General features: G+C 48.5%; 17 protein-coding genes and 1 riboswitch. Of the genes, 14 read left to right on the forward strand and 3 right to left on the reverse strand.

Annotated features, from left to right (window positions below; all coding sequences use genetic code 11):
• The first annotated feature begins 62 nt into the window (after nt 1–62).
• Both PRUB_RS07805 and PRUB_RS07810 read left to right on the forward strand, forming a co-directional pair.
• Nucleotides 63–728 (forward strand): methylamine utilization protein, encoded by a 666-nt coding sequence (locus PRUB_RS07805; protein ID WP_010386228.1) that lies wholly within the window; start codon nt 63–65, stop codon nt 726–728.
• Nucleotides 721–1,971, forward strand: coding sequence for a hypothetical protein (locus PRUB_RS07810; RefSeq protein ID WP_040644552.1), 1,251 nt, complete (start codon nt 721–723; stop codon nt 1,969–1,971). Before PRUB_RS07805 ends, PRUB_RS07810 begins: the two co-directional genes overlap by 8 nt.
• 25 nt (nt 1,972–1,996) lie before the next feature.
• On the opposite strand, the gene sthA is transcribed toward PRUB_RS07810, so the two are convergent.
• Both sthA and PRUB_RS07820 read right to left on the reverse strand, forming a co-directional pair.
• Nucleotides 1,997–3,433 carry a Si-specific NAD(P)(+) transhydrogenase gene (gene sthA, locus PRUB_RS07815; protein WP_040644545.1) on the reverse strand — a complete coding sequence of 479 codons (1,437 nt, stop codon included), beginning with the start codon at nt 3,431–3,433 and terminating at the stop codon, nt 1,997–1,999.
• Nucleotides 3,434–3,473: 40 nt separating this feature from the next.
• Complete coding sequence (locus PRUB_RS07820) at nt 3,474–4,607, reverse strand: acyl-CoA desaturase (RefSeq protein WP_010386235.1); 1,134 nt, start codon at nt 4,605–4,607, stop codon at nt 3,474–3,476.
• A 114-nt stretch (nt 4,608–4,721) separates the two neighbouring features.
• Between PRUB_RS07820 and fabR the strand changes: the two genes are divergently transcribed.
• The 9 genes from fabR to speD all read left to right on the forward strand — a co-directional run bounded on the left by fabR (nt 4,722) and on the right by speD (nt 13,289).
• Nucleotides 4,722–5,366: an HTH-type transcriptional repressor FabR gene (gene fabR, locus PRUB_RS07825; protein ID WP_010386236.1), complete on the forward strand. Its 645-nt coding sequence runs from the start codon at nt 4,722–4,724 to the stop codon at nt 5,364–5,366.
• Between the two features lie 73 nt (nt 5,367–5,439).
• Nucleotides 5,440–6,021 (forward strand): anthranilate synthase component II, encoded by a 582-nt coding sequence (locus tag PRUB_RS07830; protein ID WP_010386237.1) that lies wholly within the window; start codon nt 5,440–5,442, stop codon nt 6,019–6,021.
• Nucleotides 6,022–6,066: 45 nt separating this feature from the next.
• Complete coding sequence (locus PRUB_RS07835; protein WP_010386238.1) at nt 6,067–7,242, forward strand: HDOD domain-containing protein; 1,176 nt, start codon at nt 6,067–6,069, stop codon at nt 7,240–7,242.
• A 322-nt stretch (nt 7,243–7,564) separates the two neighbouring features.
• The gene (locus PRUB_RS07840; protein WP_010386239.1) at nt 7,565–8,776 is read left to right on the forward strand and encodes an aspartate aminotransferase family protein; all 1,212 of its coding nucleotides are present in this window, start codon (nt 7,565–7,567) and stop codon (nt 8,774–8,776) included.
• Nucleotides 8,777–8,852: 76 nt separating this feature from the next.
• Entirely contained in the window at nt 8,853–9,881 is a 1,029-nt protein-coding gene (gene astA / locus PRUB_RS07845; RefSeq protein WP_010386240.1) for an arginine N-succinyltransferase, read from the forward strand.
• Between the two features lie 13 nt (nt 9,882–9,894).
• Nucleotides 9,895–11,367: a succinylglutamate-semialdehyde dehydrogenase gene (gene astD, locus PRUB_RS07850; RefSeq protein ID WP_010386241.1), complete on the forward strand. Its 1,473-nt coding sequence runs from the start codon at nt 9,895–9,897 to the stop codon at nt 11,365–11,367.
• A 197-nt stretch (nt 11,368–11,564) separates the two neighbouring features.
• On the forward strand, nt 11,565–11,903 hold the full coding sequence (locus tag PRUB_RS07855; RefSeq protein ID WP_010386242.1) for a DUF3802 family protein: 339 nt from the start codon (nt 11,565–11,567) through the stop codon (nt 11,901–11,903).
• A gap of 82 nt (nt 11,904–11,985) precedes the next feature.
• A complete protein-coding gene (locus tag PRUB_RS07860; protein ID WP_010386243.1) occupies nt 11,986–12,399 on the forward strand; it encodes an OsmC family protein in 414 nt (137 codons plus the stop codon).
• An 86-nt stretch (nt 12,400–12,485) separates the two neighbouring features.
• Nucleotides 12,486–13,289: an adenosylmethionine decarboxylase gene (speD, locus tag PRUB_RS07865; protein WP_010386245.1), complete on the forward strand. Its 804-nt coding sequence runs from the start codon at nt 12,486–12,488 to the stop codon at nt 13,287–13,289.
• A 63-nt stretch (nt 13,290–13,352) separates the two neighbouring features.
• Here the strand turns inward: speD and PRUB_RS07870 are convergent, their stop codons facing one another.
• Nucleotides 13,353–15,446, reverse strand: a complete 2,094-nt coding sequence (locus PRUB_RS07870) for a TonB-dependent receptor (protein WP_010386247.1) — start codon at nt 15,444–15,446, stop codon at nt 13,353–13,355.
• 105 nt (nt 15,447–15,551) lie between these two features.
• On the opposite strand from PRUB_RS07870, the gene PRUB_RS07875 reads away from it, so the two are divergent.
• From PRUB_RS07875 to thiC, 3 genes are all read left to right on the forward strand, one after another.
• A complete protein-coding gene (locus tag PRUB_RS07875; protein WP_010386249.1) occupies nt 15,552–15,941 on the forward strand; it encodes an acyl-CoA thioesterase in 390 nt (129 codons plus the stop codon).
• A 140-nt stretch (nt 15,942–16,081) separates the two neighbouring features.
• Nucleotides 16,082–16,459 carry an META domain-containing protein gene (locus PRUB_RS07880; RefSeq protein ID WP_010386250.1) on the forward strand — a complete coding sequence of 126 codons (378 nt, stop codon included), beginning with the start codon at nt 16,082–16,084 and terminating at the stop codon, nt 16,457–16,459.
• Between the two features lie 28 nt (nt 16,460–16,487).
• A riboswitch (TPP riboswitch) is annotated at nt 16,488–16,589 on the forward strand.
• 166 nt (nt 16,590–16,755) lie between these two features.
• Nucleotides 16,756–18,708: a phosphomethylpyrimidine synthase ThiC gene (thiC, locus tag PRUB_RS07885; RefSeq protein WP_010386251.1), complete on the forward strand. Its 1,953-nt coding sequence runs from the start codon at nt 16,756–16,758 to the stop codon at nt 18,706–18,708.
• Nucleotides 18,709–18,744 lie beyond the last annotated feature (36 nt).

An 18,744-nucleotide genomic window follows, 5' to 3' on the forward strand; every position in this document is an offset into this window, starting at 1 on the left:
ACGGTCGTCCGGTCTACATCTGTGGCCTATACTAAATCGAGACCGCAAGGAGCTTTTAGGCAATGACTCAATTAAAACATATTCTTAGTATCACTTTAGCTGCCGTTACTCTGATCTCTGCCTGTGCCACTGCCGCTGAGCAGCTCACTGTTCAGGTGCGGGACAAAGAGGGAAAGGTATTGCCCGGCGCGGCCGTATGGCTCAGCGGTAAAGGGCTTGCTGCTGATCAGGCGGTCCTCACACGCAGCTATAAAATGGGCCAGAAAAACCGCGCATTTACGCCACATTTACTGATTGTGCCAAAACAGGCAGAAGTGTCATTCCCTAACTATGACTCTATTTTGCATCATGTGTACTCCTTCTCTCCCGCCAAGCGTTTTGAGTTTAAATTGTATCGGGATCAACCACAGGCCCTGACGTTTTCTGCGACCGGGGCTGTGGAGTTGGGCTGCAACATTCATGACTGGATGCTGGGTTACATTCTGGTTGTTGACTCTACGCATTTTGCCGTAACAGATACTCAGGGCATCGCACGCATTTCAATACCTGCGGCGCAGCACAATGACGTGACGTTAAAAGTCTGGCACGAGGGGTTTATGGACTTAGATAGTCCGGAAAGTCATGCATTATCCGCCGTCAAGTCGGGTGAACAACTGAATATTCAGTTGCAGCAGTCCCTTGGTATGCTCCAGGAAGATTTCAGTGATGAGTTTGATGATTATGAATAAACAACTTCAAAAGCTGGGGCTGATTGGGCTGAGTGTTGTGGGCATCAGCACTGCACAGGCACAGGACTTTCAGTACAAAGGTGCAATTCAGGCAAGTTGGCAAAATAGCAGTGAATATGCAGCCTGGTATAACCGTGGCGTGGCGGTAAATCGCTTTGGTGCCGACTCTGAGCGACTCAACTTGAGTCGTGCCGTACTGGATATACGCACTGAACTGGGCAGCAAATGGTCTTTGCTAGCCAGTGCCCAATATGTTCCCGATCCGGATAGTAAATTCGGGTTTACTGAATTATTTGCACAGTACCATACCCTGAACAAAGGGCCCCGCCAGTGGCAAGCGCGGCTTGGGGGGTTTTACCCACGCATGTCTCTGGAAAATCCTGATATTGGCTGGTCGTCTCCTTATAATTATAGCTATAGCGCGATAAATTCCTGGCTGGGTGAGGAGATCCGTACTTTTGGTACGGAGGTGAGCTATAAGCACAGTGACAGCCGACTGCCACGTCGACAACGAACAGGTCACAATTGGGAGTTGCTGGGGGCTGTGTATAAAGGGAATGATCCGGCAGGCACTTTACTGGCCTGGCGTGGTTGGGCAATACATGACAGGCAAAGTGTGTTTAATGAAGCCATCCCTTTTGCGCCAATCAACGCACTACAGGCACCACCCCTGGCTAAGCAATCCTGGCGAACTGAGCCTTTTACTGAGGTCGATGGCCGGTTTGGGTATTACCTCGGCGCACACTGGGATTATCGGAAGCGTCACACGCTGAGGCTGTATTGGTATGATAATAACGGTGACCCAAGTGTATTGAACTATCAGACCGGGCAATATGCCTGGGATACTAAGTTTTACAGTGCGGCTTATCGTTTTAAGATCACCCGGGCCACGCATCTGGTCATGCAGGCGATGGCTGGCAATACGGCAATGGGGATCAGACGCGGCATTGATAACGACTTCAGCAGCCAGTTTATTTTATTAACCCATAAATGGCAGGATTATCGAGTGAGTGGTCGGGTGGAGCAATTCGACGTCAAAGATCGCGACTTTTGGGATTTCGATCCAAACACCAGTGAAGGGGGCGCGATAACCGTAACAGGTCGCTGGCAGATCTCTGAGCGCTGGCATGTTGGTATGGAGTTTCAGTATCTGGAATCTAAGGTCGCAAATCGAGCCGATTTTAATTTACCGACGCGTCAGATAGAGCAGCTGTGGCGTGTGAGTGGAGCGCTACGTTTTTAAGGTGCAGCACTCACACCCGGTCGGGTTAGTCACATAAACGGTTCAATCCGTTGAGTGCAGCGACCCGATATGCTTCGGCCATGGTCGGGTAGTTAAAGGTGGTATTGACGAAGTACTCAACATTATTGCCTTTGCCCTTTTGTTCCATGATGGCCTGACCAATGTGAATGATCTCAGAGGCCCGCTCGCCAAAACAGTGTATTCCGAGGATCTCTTTGCTTTCAGCGTGAAACAGTAGCTTCAGTGAGCCGACTTCAGTCCCCGTGATCTGCGAGCGTGCCAGGTGTTTGAATTGTGCTCGGCCCACTTCGTATGGGATTTTGGCGGCCGTCAGCTGTTGCTCGGTTTTGCCCACTGAACTCATTTCCGGAATGGTGTAAATACCCGTTGGAATGTCAGTGATCAGGCGATCATCGCACTTACCGTGTACAATCGCATGCGCCGCAATACGGCCCTGATCAAAGGCGGCGCTGGCCAGACTGGGGTAACCAATTACGTCACCTACGGCGTATACATTGCCTATTTCTGTCTGGTAATGCTCATTGACTTTGAGCTGGCCGCGGCTGTCTGCTTTGAGGCCAATGGCATCCAGATTGAGTGAGTCGGTATTACCAGTTCTTCCGTTGGCCCATAAAATACAGTCTGCTTTAACCTTTTTGCCCGATTGAAGGTGCAGCACAACGCCCGTGTCCAGGGTTTCAACCTTGGCAAACTCTTCATTGTGTCGGATCACGATGCCACTGTTCCAGAAGTGGTAGCTCAGCGCATCAGAGATTTCATCATCCATGAACGACAGCAGCCGATCGCGGGTATTGATGAGGTCGACTTTGGCACCTAAGCCCTTAAATATAGACGCGTACTCACAGCCAATGACCCCGGCACCGTAAACCAGTACACGCTGTGGGTTGTGCGTTAAATCTAATATCGTATCACTGTCATAGACACGTGGATGAGCAAAATCGACGCCGGGTGGACGATACGGGCGAGAACCCGTCGCAATGACGATGGTCTGCGCAGTCAGCAGTTCCTGTGACCCGTCATGATGTTGGACCCGGATTGTGTGTGCATCGACAAAAGTTGCATCGCCCTGATAGAGGTGGATGCGGTTGCGGTCGTAGAAGCTTGAGCGCAGGCTTGACTGTTTGCTGATCACATTACTGGCATGATGCAAAATATCCTGAAACGTCAGGCGTTGTGGGCGTTCGCTAAACCGAAACAGTGGATTCGATTTGTACTCAATCAAACGGCTGACAGAGTGACGCAGTGCTTTGGAAGGGATAGTTCCCCAATGCACGCAGCCACCCCCGACATCTTTTTGTCGTTCAATTACGGCGACTTTACGATTGCTTTTAGAGAGATTCATGGCAGCCCCTTCACCGCCGGGGCCTGTACCAATGATGATCGCATCATACTGATATGATGCGCTTTGACTGGGGTTTTTTGTGGCGGTTTTTTTACTCACGGCCTCACCTTACATAATGACTTGTGAGGCCGTTATTGGGTTAGCTGGTGGCGCCCTTTAACAACCTCGAGTTTAATGCCAGCCATGCCTGTTTTTGCGCTTCCCAGGCCTGTTCCAGTTCTTGATACTGTTTTAACAGGGCCGATTGCTCACATTGTTCGCGCATGGCATGCTTTTTCGTTTCCAGTACCTGCTTTTGCACGGCACAGAAATGCTGAAGCTTTTTCAGCAGTAAATCATACTCTTGTTGTAACAATGTAAGCTTATCCTGCGCCAAAGGCAATTTCGCCAGAGTAACTTTAGTCTTATTCAATAAGGTTTCTGCTTTGGCTTTTTCGATCCGTTCAATGGGCGTCCGTTTCAGCTTGCTGGCCAGGCCCAGATAAGACAGACCCCGTATCATCCACTTGGTTGGATCATAATGGTACCAGCGGATGCCATTGCGATAATCGCTGGCAAAGATGTGGTGGAAATTGTGATAGCCTTCACCGTAGGTGAGTAGTGCCAGAAATCCGTTGTCTCGTGCGGTGTTTTTTTCGGTGTAAGGGCGTTTTCCCCAGATGTGTGCCAGGGAGTTGATAAAGAAAGTAAAGTGCTGGCTGAGCACGAGCCGTAATACGCCGGCTAATAGCAGCATACCCAGGATGTCGCCCAGCATCAGGCCGAGCAGCAATGGAATGCCGATATTAGTAAGTAGTACCAGCTTCAGGTAGTGCTTGTGTTGCCACATCACGATTTTGTTGCGTTGCAGGTCGCGGGCATTGCTGTAGTCACCGTAGTTATCTCCCTGGTAGTCTCTGAGCATCCAGCCGATGTGGCTGTACCAGAAACCTCGTGTTGCGGCATAGGGATCTTTGATTGGGTCGTCGACCTGACCATGGTGAATGCGGTGGTCACTGCTCCAGTGCAGCGCGCTGTTTTGTAGCGCAAAGGCGCCACCCAGGGCAAAGAAAACCTGAACAACAGGATGAACATCATAAGCTTTATGAGCCCACAGGCGATGATAGCCTGCTGTGATTGACATACCGGCGTAAAACATACACCCAACAAACGCAATCCAGTGTGTTGCGCTGTATCCATATTCGAACCCATACCAGGGGACTAATGTTATGGCAGCAAGAAAGGACAGACTAAAGAACAAGACATTAGTCCACAATAAAGGCGGTTTTTTCATTTTTTAAATCTCAGCGTACACTTGTACGCTAAAATAGTATTTCAAACTTGCGTCGTCAAGTATTAGACTCCCACTATTGTCGATCTGAGCTAATAAATTATAGGAATTGCGTCCATGTCAGGTGTTCGTGCCCAGCAAAAACAAAAAACGCGCCAGGCGTTGATAGAGGCAGCGTTTAATCAGCTCAGTGCTGAGCATAGCTTTACCAACCTCAGTTTACGTGAAGTTGCCCGTGAGGCGGGGATCGCGCCGACCTCCTTTTATCGCCACTTTAAAGACATGAATGAGCTGGGGCTGACGATGGTGGATGAAGCCGGCCTGACCTTGCGTCAGCTGATGCGTCAGGCTCGACGTAGAATTGCCAAGGGGGGCGGGAGTGTGATCCACACTTCAGTACTCACCTTTATGGAATTCATAGAAACTTCCAGCAACCAGTTTCGATTGTTGCTACGCGAGCGCTCTGGCACGTCACCGGCGTTCAGGGCGGCAGTCGCCAGAGAGATCAAACATTTCATCATGGAGTTGTCTCATTATCTGGAGACCGAAACGCCTTGTGATGCCAATCATGCCTACATGCAGGCGGAGGCGATGGTGACCTTGGTGTTTAGCTCCGGCGCAGAGGCCCTCGATCAGGATGCACAGCAGCGAGCAGAGTTGACCGAGCGGTTGATCTGGCAACTCAGATATATTGTTAAAGGGGCGTCGGGTTATCAAAAAGAAAGTCAGATACAGGCGATCACCAAGGCATCAGCTCAGTAGCCTGATCCGGCTTTATGGCATGATACAATCAGATTTAAACCGCTTTAATACGACATCACAAGGATAGCGCAGTATGCTACTTATGATAGACAATTATGATTCTTTTACGTTCAATTTAGTGCAATATTTTCAACGCCTTGACCAGGAGGTTGTGGTGCATCGTAATGATGCGCTGTCGATCTCTGACATTCGTGCACTCAACCCGGATCATATTGTGATTTCTCCTGGCCCTTGTTCGCCTAATGAAGCGGGTGTATCCCTGTCGGTCGTTGAGGCTTTTCAGGGGCAAATTCCCATTTTGGGTATTTGCCTGGGGCACCAAACTATTGCACAGGCTCTGGGGGCACGCGTCGTACGTGCCAGGCAAGTCATGCATGGTAAAACCTCAACGCTGGTGCATAATCAGCGGGGCTCATTTAACGGGTTACCCGCGCGCTTTGAGGTGTGTCGGTATCATTCTTTGGTCGTGCAACAAGCGAGTTTGCCAGACGCTCTTGAGGTGACAGCCTGGACGCAAAATAGCTCGGGTGAACTAGATGAAATCATGGGCTTATGCCATACTGAGCGGGCGTTGGAAGGTGTTCAATTTCACCCAGAGGCCATTCTGACTGAGCATGGTCTGCGGCTACTTGATAACTTTATAAGTCGCTTCTAACCTTAGAAAAGTAACCCCCGACAATACCGGAAAAGAACATAATTGATGACTGATGACATTAGGCAACTTAGGATCGCACAAGCGCTGGCAGAGCGTGCCCATGATGTACTAATTAGCCATAACTTTGCGCAGCAGCAGATTGGCTATATTCATACCTTTGATATGAATTTTGGCGAGCGGATACCACAACGAACTATGCTTGAGGTAGAGCTTGCTGCGGCCGCCAAACGTCAGGAGCGCAGTACCAGTCATCATAAATACATTGCCAAAGCCAGCACCCACCTGCATCAGGTCATCGAAACCGCCATTAATACCCAGCTGGAAGATTTAGATACGATTTATCATGAAGTGGTGGGTATTCAGGAGGCAGTGCCAACGGTGTTAGACATTTTGGCTGTGAAGTCGGCATCGGTTGGGCGCCTGGAGCCATTGGTCAATGACTTGTCCTGGATGGGGCGGGATCTGGTGTCTTTGGTGAACCTCCCTCAATATCGTAAAAAAAGCGCGAAAGGCACTGCGGTAAAGGTGGATACACCGGCACTGGCGTTACGATACCTTGGTCTGGAAAATTTGCAAATGGTGATCCCCACATTTGCCGTGCGCCATTGGATGCCGCATTCAACCGAACCTTTTCCATTATTAAAGCGAAAGTTGCGTGATATGAGTATGGCAACCTCCATAGCAGCTAAAACCCTGGCCCCGCTGTATGGCGTAAAAGAGCAGCATGCGTTTACGCTGGGAATGTTGTTGGATGTCGGCAAAATTGCCCTGACGCGATTATATTTGCGTACCTTTGAACGGGTCTGGCAAGGCAAAGTAAAGATTGCCCGTGACAAAAAACAAAAAGATTTGCATACCGCTCTGGTTGGTCTGGAGCCTGATCCCCTGTTCCTGCGTAATTTACTGCTGGAGCACTCCGCTACCGTGTCTCAGTATCTGATTGAACGGATGGAGTTTCGTTACTTGCCGTTTAATGCCGCGATAGAAGAGTTTGCGCAAAGCTATCTGCCAAAGGCGAATAATCATGCTGCCGATCAATTACCACTCACTCAAGTGGTGCGCAAAGCGTATTGCTATGCACAGTATCAGGTCTTAAAAGACACCCATTTATTGGAAGCCGATGAAGCCAAAGATTGGCTTGCCTTCAATCAACTCACCCGCGAAGAGCAAGATCTGCTGTCAAAAACAGCACTGCAAAGCCTACAATTGACTATCCTGTAAAAAAAGCCACACTTTTTTCCCGCTTATTCATTCATCTTAGGTAAGCGGGGGATCTCAGTAAACACCTTGAAGTTATAGGGGCGTTAATTTTAAGCGCCTTAATAGTTATTCACTGAGAATGAAATTATATACTAATCCCTTGAATATAAAGGGCTAGCACGGTGTTTAATATGAGACAAATGCGCTTTTTTTTGAAATAATGAGCGTATGAATTTTGCACCAATTGGGAAAAATTCAGGTCTTTTACATCGCTGTCGCTGAGATTTCATGTATCACTGCCTGCCCCGGTTGAGTGCTGTACTCACCAAAATGAGGAATCAAAATGACTATCAATCGTGAACTTTTCGATCAGGTAATGGTGCCTAACTATTCACCTTCTGCAGTAATCCCGGTTAAGGGTGAAGGTGCGCGCGTATGGGACCAAAATGACAAAGAATACATCGATTTCGCGGGCGGTATCGCAGTAAATTGTCTGGGTCACTGTCACCCGGCACTGGTTGCAGCGCTGAAAGAGCAGGGCGAGAAAATCTGGCACCTGTCTAACGTAATGACCAATGAGCCGGCACTTCGCCTGGCGAAAAAACTGACTGATGCGACCTTCGCAGACAAAGTTTATTTTGCAAACTCTGGTGCAGAAGCAAACGAAGCAGCATTAAAACTGGCGCGCCGTTGGGCTTTGGACAAATTCGGTGAGCAAAAATCACAAATCATCGCATTCAATAAAGGCTTCCATGGCCGCACTTTCTTCACTGTGACTGTCGGCGGCCAGGCTGCATACTCTGATGGTTTCGGTCCTAAGCCGGGCGATGTTGTACACAGTGACTACAATGATTTGGCTGCTCTGGAAGCGCTGATCTCAGACAGCACTTGTGCCGTTATGATGGAGCCATTACAAGGTGAAGGCGGGATCATTTCTCCAGAAGCAGACTTTGTGAAGGGTGTACGTGCACTGTGTGACAAGCACAACGCATTGTTGATCTTCGATGAAGTACAAACGGGTGTTGGCCGTACTGGTGATCTATATGCTTATCAGGGACTGGGTGTAACGCCTGACATCCTGACGACAGCTAAAGCGCTTGGCGGTGGTTTCCCGATTGGTGCAATGATCACAACTGCTGAGATTGCAGAGCACCTTAAAATTGGTACGCACGGTTCAACCTATGGCGGTAACCCGCTGGCATGTGCAGTTGCAGAAGCTGCGCTGGACACGGTAAATACACCAGAAGTGCTCAATGGCGTGAAAGAAAAAGAAGCCTTATTCCGTGAGCTATTAAACGACATCAACGAGAAGCACCAGGTATTCAGCGAGATCCGTGGTAAAGGTTTGCTACTGGGCGGCGTACTGAACGACAAGTATCAGGGCAAAGCAAAAGAGTTCCTGGTTGAAGGTATTAATCAAGGCGTCATGTCTTTGGTTGCCGGTGCCAACGTGGTGCGTTTCACGCCGTCTTTGGTTATTCCTGATGCGGATATCCGTGAAGGTATGGCACGCTTTGAAGCGGCTGTCGCGCGTGTGGTTGCAAACAACGCCTAATTTCAGTCGGTGACATGTGGGTCGCACCCGTGTGTGCGACTCAGCTATCTACATTTTTTGAGGAGTAAGCGGGCTCATGATGATCCTTCGCCCAATCCAGAAAAGCGATTATTCAGCGCTTTTGAACATTGCCCAGGAGTCGGGGCATGGCTTTACTTCATTGCCGGTCAATGAAGAATTGCTGCAAAACAAGATCGAACGTTCAGTTGCTTCATTTGCCAAAGAAACAGATGTGCCTTTTGATGAAGGCTACTTATTTGTACTTGAAGACAGTGAAACAGGCGAAGTCGTTGGCACCAGCGCCATCGAAGCCGCAGTGGGTCTTGATGATGCCTTCTATCACTACCACTTAAGTAAAGTGATCCACTCATCGCGGACTTTGAATGTTTACAAAGCAGTGGATATTCTAACCCTGTGTAATGACTACACCGGTGCCACTGAGTTGTGTACTTTATTCCTGCGCGATAAATACCGTCGTGGATTAAATGGCAAATTATTGTCAAAGTCACGCTTCATGTTTATCAATCAGCATCGTGACCGTTTTGCAGAAACGGTGATTGCTGAGATGCGTGGTGTCTCTGATGAAAATGGCGACAGTCCATTCTGGCAGTGGCTGGAAGAGCACTTTTTCTCGATGGATTTTCCAACCGCAGATTATCTGACAGGCATTGGTCAAAAAGTATTCATTGCTGAGTTGATGCCAAAGTACCCGATCTACGTCAACCTGCTTAGCAAAGAAGCGCAGTCTGTGGTCGGTGAAGTACATGACAACACCCGCCCGGCGATTGAATTACTTAAGAGCGAAGGCTTTACGTTCAATGGCTACGTTGATATTTTCGATGCCGGTCCAACCGTAGAGGCCAAAGTCGACAATATCCGTACCGTGCGTGAAGTGCGCAAGTATACAGTCCGCATTGATGATCAGGTCAAGATCGATGCAGAAGGTTCCCCCGTGATGATAGCTAATGATAAACTAGCGGGATATCGTGCGACGGCACTGACGTTAGCGCTACCAGAAAAAGCAACGGAAGTTGCCATCCCTGGTGCGGTAGCTAAGGCCCTTCAGATCGCTGACGGTGATACCGTTAGTATTGCAACTCTTTAATTGGGAAAGAATTATGACAACACACGCAGCACAGTTTATCAATGGTGAGTGGCGCTTAGGCGAAGGCGCAGCATTTGCGTCGGTAAACCCGGCTAATAACGAAGAGATCTGGCGTGCAAACGCGGCAACCGCAGCGCAAGTTGATAGCGCCGTTAAAGCCGCACGTGAAGCCTTCTATACCTGGAGCGAGCTGGCGTTTGAAGAGCGTCTTGCTGTGGTTAAGCGTTTTGCTGAGCTACTGAAAGAAAACAGTGAAGCCCTCGCTGTCGCCATTGCTCAGGAAACAGGTAAGCCATTGTGGGAAACGCGCACTGAAGCGGGTGCCATGGTCGGTAAAATTGCCATTTCTGAAAAAGCCTACCACGAGCGTACAGGTGTGGTTGAAAACCCAATGCCAGTGGGGCGCGCTGTTATTCGTCACAAAGCCCATGGTGTGGTTGCCGTTTTTGGCCCTTATAACTTCCCAGGTCACCTGCCTAACGGCCATATCGTGCCGGCATTGCTTGCAGGTAACACTGTGATCTTCAAGCCATCAGAGCTGACGCCTCATGTTGCAGAGCTGACATTGAAACTATGGGAGCAGGCAGGTCTGCCAAACGGCGTGGTTAACCTGGTACAGGGTGAAGTGGAAACGGGTAAAGCATTGGCGTCACACAAAGGCATCGATGGCTTGTTCTTCACTGGTTCTTCTCGTACCGGTCACCTGTTGCATGAACAGTATGCCGGTCAGCCTGGAAAAATTCTGGCCTTGGAAATGGGCGGTAACAACCCACTGATCGTGAAAGATGTCGCAGATACCAAAGCGGCCGTACATGACATCATCCAGTCTGCATTCATTTCAAGTGGTCAGCGTTGTACTTGTGCGCGCAAACTGTTCCTGCCTGAAGGTGAGCAGGGTGATGTGATCCTGGCGCAACTGCTTAAAGCGACTAAAGCGATTAAGATTGGTAACTATGATGCTGAAGATCAGCCGTTCATGGGCTCTATGATCTCTAACAATGCCGCTGCTGGTATGGTTGCAGCACAGCAACAGCTGGTTGAGCTTGGTGGTGAGATTCTGCTTGAGCTGACGCACACAGAAGGCACAGGTTTTGTAACACCTGGTATCATTGAATGTAGCAAAGTGACTGACTTCCCCGATGATGAGCACTTTGGTCCGTTGCTGAAGGTTTTCCGTTACAACGATTTTGATGCGGCGATTGAAAAGGCCAACGACACCAGCTTTGGTCTGTCTGCCGGTTTACTGGGTGACAATCAGGCGGATTACGAGCACTTCCTGCGTCGTAGCCGTGCTGGTATTGTTAACTGGAACCGCCCTATCACTGGTGCTTCGAGTGCAGCTCCGTTTGGTGGTATCGGTGCATCTGGTAACCACAGAGCAAGTGCCTACTATGCAGCAGACTACTGTGCATACCCTGTGGCTTCGGTAGAACTGGACAAAGTAACTTTGCCAGGTACCTTGAGTCCGGGCCTGACAATCGAGTAAAATCCTAAATGGTGAGACTCCCCTTTATTACTAAGGTGGATTACCGTTAGATTCTCACTCTTTAGTATTGGAAAAAGCAGCCTTGCGTAAAACTTGGCTGCTTTTTTGTTGGTCAGCAAATATCAAAAGTAGCAATCAAAACTAGTTTCTGCTTAAATCAATAGGAGATGTCATTGATACATTCAGGTGGGCAATATATGGTTTTAGATAAACAAGGATACGATGAGTTAGTCATGTACCTAACGCAACACTTAGCCTTGTTTGAGAAGCCGGGTGTGGTGAAAGCCAATGCACCTAAGGTGTTGGAGTTAATAGAAGATGTGATTGCTGAGCACGTGATCCGCCTCTGTGAGCAACAGACCGGATTGACGACCGAACAACGTAGCCTGATTGTCAGAGAAGTTGACGGCATCGTGTATGATTTGCAGGAAGTACTCTCCAGCGTCACTGAGCAACGCGTAACCGAAGAACAACGAGAATTTATTGAAGAATTTGCCGGGTTAGTGAAGAACCTGTTCGATAATGCAATTAACTGACGCTGTTTTGGCTGTCAGGAATTAAAGATAACACCGCCTTATGGCGGTGTTATTAGTTTTAGGAACTAGAGGAATAATAAACATGCAAGCAAGTGTGAAGTGGGTTGACGGCGATACTTTTATTGGGCGATCTCATTCTGGTCATAATGTGGTTTTTGATGCTGGTTCTGACAGTGCCGCACCCAGCCCGATGGAAATGGTGTTGATGTCAGCAGGTTGCTGCTCATCGGTGGATGTGGTGAGTATCCTGAAAAAAGCCAAACAGGATGTCAGTGATGTCACTGTGGAACTCACGGCAGAGCGTGCTGAGAGCGCACCTAGAGTATTTACAAAGATCAATCTACACTTTGTAGTAACTGGCAATAATGTGTCTGAAAAGCACCTGGCACGGGCCGTACAATTGTCTGCCGAGAAGTACTGTTCTGTGGCCTTAATGCTTGAAAAAGCAGTAGAAATTACCCATAGCCATGAGGTGGTTGAAAACAGCGCAAAATAGTGCTTTTTCGAGACGCTATTTTCGTATAAAATCCGCGAACTTTTATTTCTGCAGCGCAGATTTTCACGTTTTAAGGTGGGTCTATCGTGAACAAGCCCTTTGATAAAATTAAACTCCATGGCTTTAACAACTTAACTAAGAGTTTAAGCTTTAGTATCTATGATATTTGCTATGCAAAGACCGAGCAGCAGCGAAAAGAATATCTGGAATACATCGATGAACAGTACAGTGCAGATCGTCTGACCGACATTCTGCGTGATGTTGTCGATATCATTGGTGCCAATGTACTAAATATTGCGCGTCAGGATTATGACCCTCAGGGGGCGAGTGTCACCATCTTGGTATCAGAAGAGCCAGTAGAACAACAGACATTCGACAGCAATGAAGCGCCTGGTCCGTTGCCGGATTCGGTTGTTGCGCACCTGGATAAAAGCCATATCTGTGTGCACACCTATCCTGAAGCACATCCGCACGATGGCATTTGTACGTTCCGTGCCGATATCGAAGTATCGACCTGTGGCATTATTTCTCCGCTGAAGGCACTCAACTTCCTGATCCATAAGCTGGAGTCAGATGTTGTGACCATAGATTATCGTGTACGTGGTTTTACTCGTGACGTGAACGGCGTAAAACACTACATAGATCATGCGATCCACTCTATCCAGAATTATATGACGGAAGACACCAAAGAGGCGTATCACATGGTGGATGTGAATGTGTATCAGGAAAACCTGTTCCACACTAAGATGATGCTAAAAGAAACCGATCTGAATACCTATTTATTCGGCATCACAACGGATGATCTGAATACTGAAGAAGAAGAGCAGATCCGTGAGCGTCTGAATCGAGAAATACAGGAAGTATTTTACGGTCGCAACCTACCGGAATAATGACTTGATATTATTCGTTTGGAATATAAAAAAGGCGCTCATCGAGCGCCTTTTTTATTAGGCTTACAGATCGTATGTGAATGTCAGGCCAAATACCCGAGGCTCACCATACTGAACATAGTTTCTCGTCGTGTAGCCATCACGTGGATCATTACCAAAGTAAAACCCTCTGACGGGCACGTCACGATCGGCCAGATTACGTCCCCAGGCAGTCAATGACCATTGTTCACCGTAATAACTCACACTGGCATTGATCAGATTTTGGCTCGGAGCCTGCTCATTGTGGCTGTCCGAGAAGAAATAATCATCTTTCCCTTCCAGGCCCAGTGTGACCACCAGGTTTTCCAGAATGCTGTAGTCTGCTGCGAACGCATATTGATATTTGGGTGCCTGTGCTTGCTCACGGCCGTCGACGTTATCACCTGATGTGGTGATAAAGTCTTCAATTTTAGTGTCCAGATAACCCAGACTGTAGTTTAGCGTCAGCCTATCTGTGATGAGACGCTGGCCTTCGATTTCCAGACCGTAGTTTTCACCTTTACCTGCATTACTGATAAAGCCCGCAAATTGCACACCATCAATTTGCCATTGTTTAAGCTGCATGTCTTCGCGTTCCATATAGAAGGCGGTGACGGCAAGTGTGTGCTTTTTATCTTCAGATTGGCCTTTCACACCGAATTCAGCATTCCACAGGTACTCGGGTTCAAAAGAGAACGCTGAAGCGGGGATATTGAACCCTTCATCTTTCGCTTTTGCCAGTGCTTCACCATTGGCACCACCGACTTTATAGCCGCGGCTCAGGCTGGTGTAAACCATGGTACGTGGCACCACCTGATACTCCAGAGCCAGCTTACCACCCATCATAGTCTCATCCTGATCTATGGTGAAGCCGTTAGTATCTATGTATTCACTGTCATAGCGCTCAACTCGTAGCCCGGTGATCAAGCGGGTCTGTTCATTCAGGTGCGTGACTTTTTGGCCAAATAGCGCCTGGCTGGATACATCATAGCTGGAGCGAAAATCATTGTTTAGCCAGGTATATTGACGAGTCAGGTCAACGTCACGACGCTGTGCGTAGGCACCCACAACCCAGTCGCCTTGTTTGTCTTTGAGTTTTACTTCCAGACTGCCGCGTTCATGATCGCGCAGGTACTTGTCGAAGCTGACATAGTGATCTGGGTGTAATCCGGCGGCGCACAGCTGAGGTTGGGTTGCGTCATGGCAAGTCCAATCCTCATCGTAGCTATACTCAGTATCTGCTTGTAATCCTGTCCCCTGAACTTCTACATCAAAGGTGCTCAGACCCGTATACAGTGTACTGAGTGCAAAGGCATCACTGTTTTGCGTGTCTTTACCTGGCTGGTTGGCTACGCTATTACGCGTATTATCCAAAGTGAATCCATCGTAGCCGTTGTCAATATCAATGTGGTGCACAGCCAGATTTACAGCCAGTGTGTCTGTAAGCTGGCTGTTCAGTTTCAAACGTGCCAGTCGTTCCTGTTGGTCCTGAGTCGGCTTATTCAGATACAGGTTATCGACATATCCGTCTGAGCCTCGCTGATACAGACTGACACGAGCGGCCGTGTTGTCTGTTAATCCGGTACCCGCAGCCAGACCCGCTTCATAGCTGTTATAATTTCCTGCGCCGACGCGCAGTTTAAGGGCTGTATCTTGAGTGGGGGCATGAGATTGAAGATCGATGATGCCGCCCATCGCATCGGCGCCAAAGCGGGTGCCCTGAGGCCCACGATATAGGGTGACCTGATCAATATCGAATAGCAGCGCGCTGCCACCCAGGCCTGAGTAATTAATACCATCGACCAGCATACCAACACTGGGGGTGATTGGGTCGACAAACTGAGAGCGCAGGCCCACTCCGCGGATCTGTACAAAGCGGCCGCGTGATGCCCCTGCGGTAAAGTTAACATTGGCTGTGCTGTTCAGCAGCTCATCGAGGTAACTGGCACCGCGGTGGGTCATTTCTACTTCACCCATCACGCTTGCACTGGCACTCAGTGTTTGCAGAGATTCTGTTTGAAAGTCGCCGGTGACTTCAATGGTTTCAAGGGGCGTGGCTGTGCGTGATTCGTCAGCCACGGCTTGGTATGACAGGGCAGCCAACAGGCTGGTGCTAAGCAGAGAAAGTTTAAGCTTCATGTCTTATCTTGTTCCATTTTTGATTGCGCACAGTGTAGCAAAAGCCCGACCAGTTAACAGTTAATATGTGTTATAAATTCGGCAACTTAGTGAAGAGGAAAAGCCATGACATTTAAGCTTGATTTCAAAGTCAGGGATTACGAATGTGACTTACAGGGCATTGTGAATAACAGTGTTTATTTTAATTATCTGGAACATGCCAGGCATGAATTTTTGATAGCTAATGGCATCGATTTCGCTGCGCTGGCTGAACAAAAAATCAACCTGGTGGTGATCCGCTCTGAAATGAATTATAAAGACTCGTTGAAGCCAGGTGATGCTTTTTACGTTGAAGTTGAAACTCTGCGCATCAGTAAACTGAAGTTTGCGTTTGTTCAGCGCATTATCCGTGCCCAGGATGATAAACTCATGCTGGATGCCGTTGTCACTGGCACATCGGTGAATGAACGTGGGCGTCCGTTCCTACCTCAGGAAATTGATCAGCTTTTCGGCTGATTTTTTTACTAAAAAGGCAGAAAATTACAGATTTTTACTGCCTTTTCCATACCGCCTGACGTTATAATATTAATCATATTTTAAGCAGTTGGTTTACCATGAAAATTTCCATTCTTTTATGCCTAATGTGCGTAATATTGATGGCATGTTCCAGTACAGGGAAGGTAACCAGGGAACAGCTTAAGCACTCTCACTGGCAGTTAACTCAGGTTGATGGGCGCAGTGTTGCAGATGCTACTGCCATCGAAATCGAATTTCTTGATGCTTTACAGGTGGTTGGATTCTCGGGTTGTAATCGGTTTTTTGCTGAGGGCAATATAGAGTCTGATGTGCTCAAATTGGCTCAGTTAGGCATGACTCGCAAGTCGTGTGGCGATGAGCTGGATGCACAGGAAATGCAGTTTCTGGAGATGTTACAGCAGGGCGTGACCGTGACCATCCAGAATCGCAAGCTACACCTGCAAGGCCAGAAGACCTGGCAATTTAAAGCGCTGGACGCAGAGTCTTTGACTAACTAGGCGCGATTCAGTACACTTTTTCACAGTTCGTTACTTGTCGGAGTGCCCATCTGGGCTGAGATCGCAGTATTGCGGGATCCGTGGACCTGATCAGGTTAATGCCTGCGTAGGGAACAAGCTACCTAAGTTGGTATATCGTAAGATATCTAGGTTGCCAGCCATGTTGTGCCTGTGCCAACATGCTCCACTGAATGAAATCAGCACACAGTGTTTACTGCTGTGAGTTTGGTTTGGACCCTTCTCGCTCCCTTTGTGGAGTTCTGACAAGACACCTTAACTTAATAATGAGGCATGTCATGTCAAACAACAGTAGCAAGTTATCACGTCGTGAGTCGCGCGAAGCCGCGTCGGACTTTATTTATAATCTTACCGGACAACCCTTTCCCAATTCTGAGAAAGTCTATGTTGATGGCGAGCAGGCGGGTGTGCGTGTCGGAATGCGTGAAATTACCCTGAGCGATTCTTTTATTGGTGGTACCGAAGAAGATCCGATCTATGAGCAGAACGAGCCGGTTCGTGTTTATGATACATCGGGCCCTTATACTGACCCTGAATTTAAGCTGGATGTGCGCACTGGATTGCCGAAATTCCGCGAACAGTGGATTTTGGACCGGGATGATACCGAGGTGCTGGAGTCGGTCACCTCGCAATTTTCTCAGCAGCGTATGGCAGATGAAGGGTTAGACCATATTCGTTTTGAAAACTTGCCTAAAATACGCCGCGCTAAACCCGGGAAAAACGTTACGCAAATGCACTATGCGCGTCGTGGTATTGTGACCCCGGAAATGGAATATGTCGCGATCCGTGAAAATATGGGACGTGCTAAGATCCGTGAAGAGTTACTGGCGCAGCAGCACAAAGGCCAGTCTTTTGGTGCGGAGATCCCGGATTTCATTACCCCAGAGTTTGTTCGCTCTGAGATTGCTCGTGGTCGCGCCATCTTGCCAAACAACATCAATCACCCTGAAACAGAGCCAATGATTGTAGGTCGTAACTTCCTGGTGAAGGTGAATGCCAACATAGGTAACTCGTCGGTGACCTCTTCTATTGAAGAAGAAGTGGAAAAGCTGGTGTGGTCAACACGCTGGGGCGCAGATACGGTGATGGATCTGTCTACTGGACGTTATATTCATGAAACTCGTGAGTGGGTAGTGCGTAACTCTCCCGTGCCGATCGGTACGGTACCGATTTATCAGGCGCTTGAAAAAGTAAATGGCGTGGCTGAAGATCTGACCTGGGAGATTTTCCGCGATACTCTGATTGAGCAGGCAGAGCAGGGGGTGGATTACTTCACAATCCACGCGGGTGTACTGCTACGCTATGTACCCATGACAGCTAAGCGTGTCACCGGTATCGTGTCACGTGGTGGATCTATCATGGCGAAATGGTGTCTGGCGCACCATAAAGAAAACTTCCTGTACACGCACTTTGAAGACATTTGTGAAATCATGAAGCAGTACGATGTCTGTTTCTCTCTGGGTGATGGTTTACGCCCAGGGTCAATCGCCGACGCCAATGACGAAGCACAGCTGTCTGAGTTACGCACTTTAGGTGAGCTGACCACGATCGCCTGGAAACACGACGTACAAGTGTTTATTGAAGGTCCGGGCCATGTCCCTATGCACCTGATCAAAGAAAACATGGATGAGCAATTAAAGCACTGTCATGAAGCGCCTTTTTACACGCTTGGCCCACTGACCACAGATATTGCACCGGGTTATGATCATTTCACATCGGGTATCGGTGCGGCGCAAATTGCCTGGTACGGTACGGCGATGCTGTGTTACGTGACGCCGAAGGAACATCTGGGTCTGCCAAACAAAGAAGACGTGAAAGAAGGTTTGATCACTTACAAGATTGCGGCGCATGCAGCGGATCTGGCGAAAGGTCACCCTGGCGCACAAATTCGCGACAATGCCCTGTCTAAAGCACGTTTTGAGTTCCGCTGGCACGATCAGTTCAATCTGAGTCTGGACCCGGAACGCGCGTTGTCTTATCACGATGAAACACTGCCGCAGGAATCGGGTAAAGTCGCACATTTCTGCTCTATGTGTGGTCCTAAATTCTGCTCAATGAAGATCACTCAGGATGTACGTGACTATGCTAAACAACTGGAAGCTGAGGGCATAGATCCAAACAATGCAGGCGAAGCCATCGCGATAAAAATGATCGACGTGGAAGCCGAAATGAAAAATAAATCACGCGAGTTCAAAGAGACGGGCTCAGAGCTTTACCATAAAGCATTGTGATTGAAGACGGCGGGCCCAACCGGGTCCGCATGGAGG

This window comes from Pseudoalteromonas rubra, assembly GCF_000238295.3.
In the GTDB taxonomy this organism is placed as follows: Bacteria; Pseudomonadota; Gammaproteobacteria; order Enterobacterales; family Alteromonadaceae; genus Pseudoalteromonas; species Pseudoalteromonas rubra.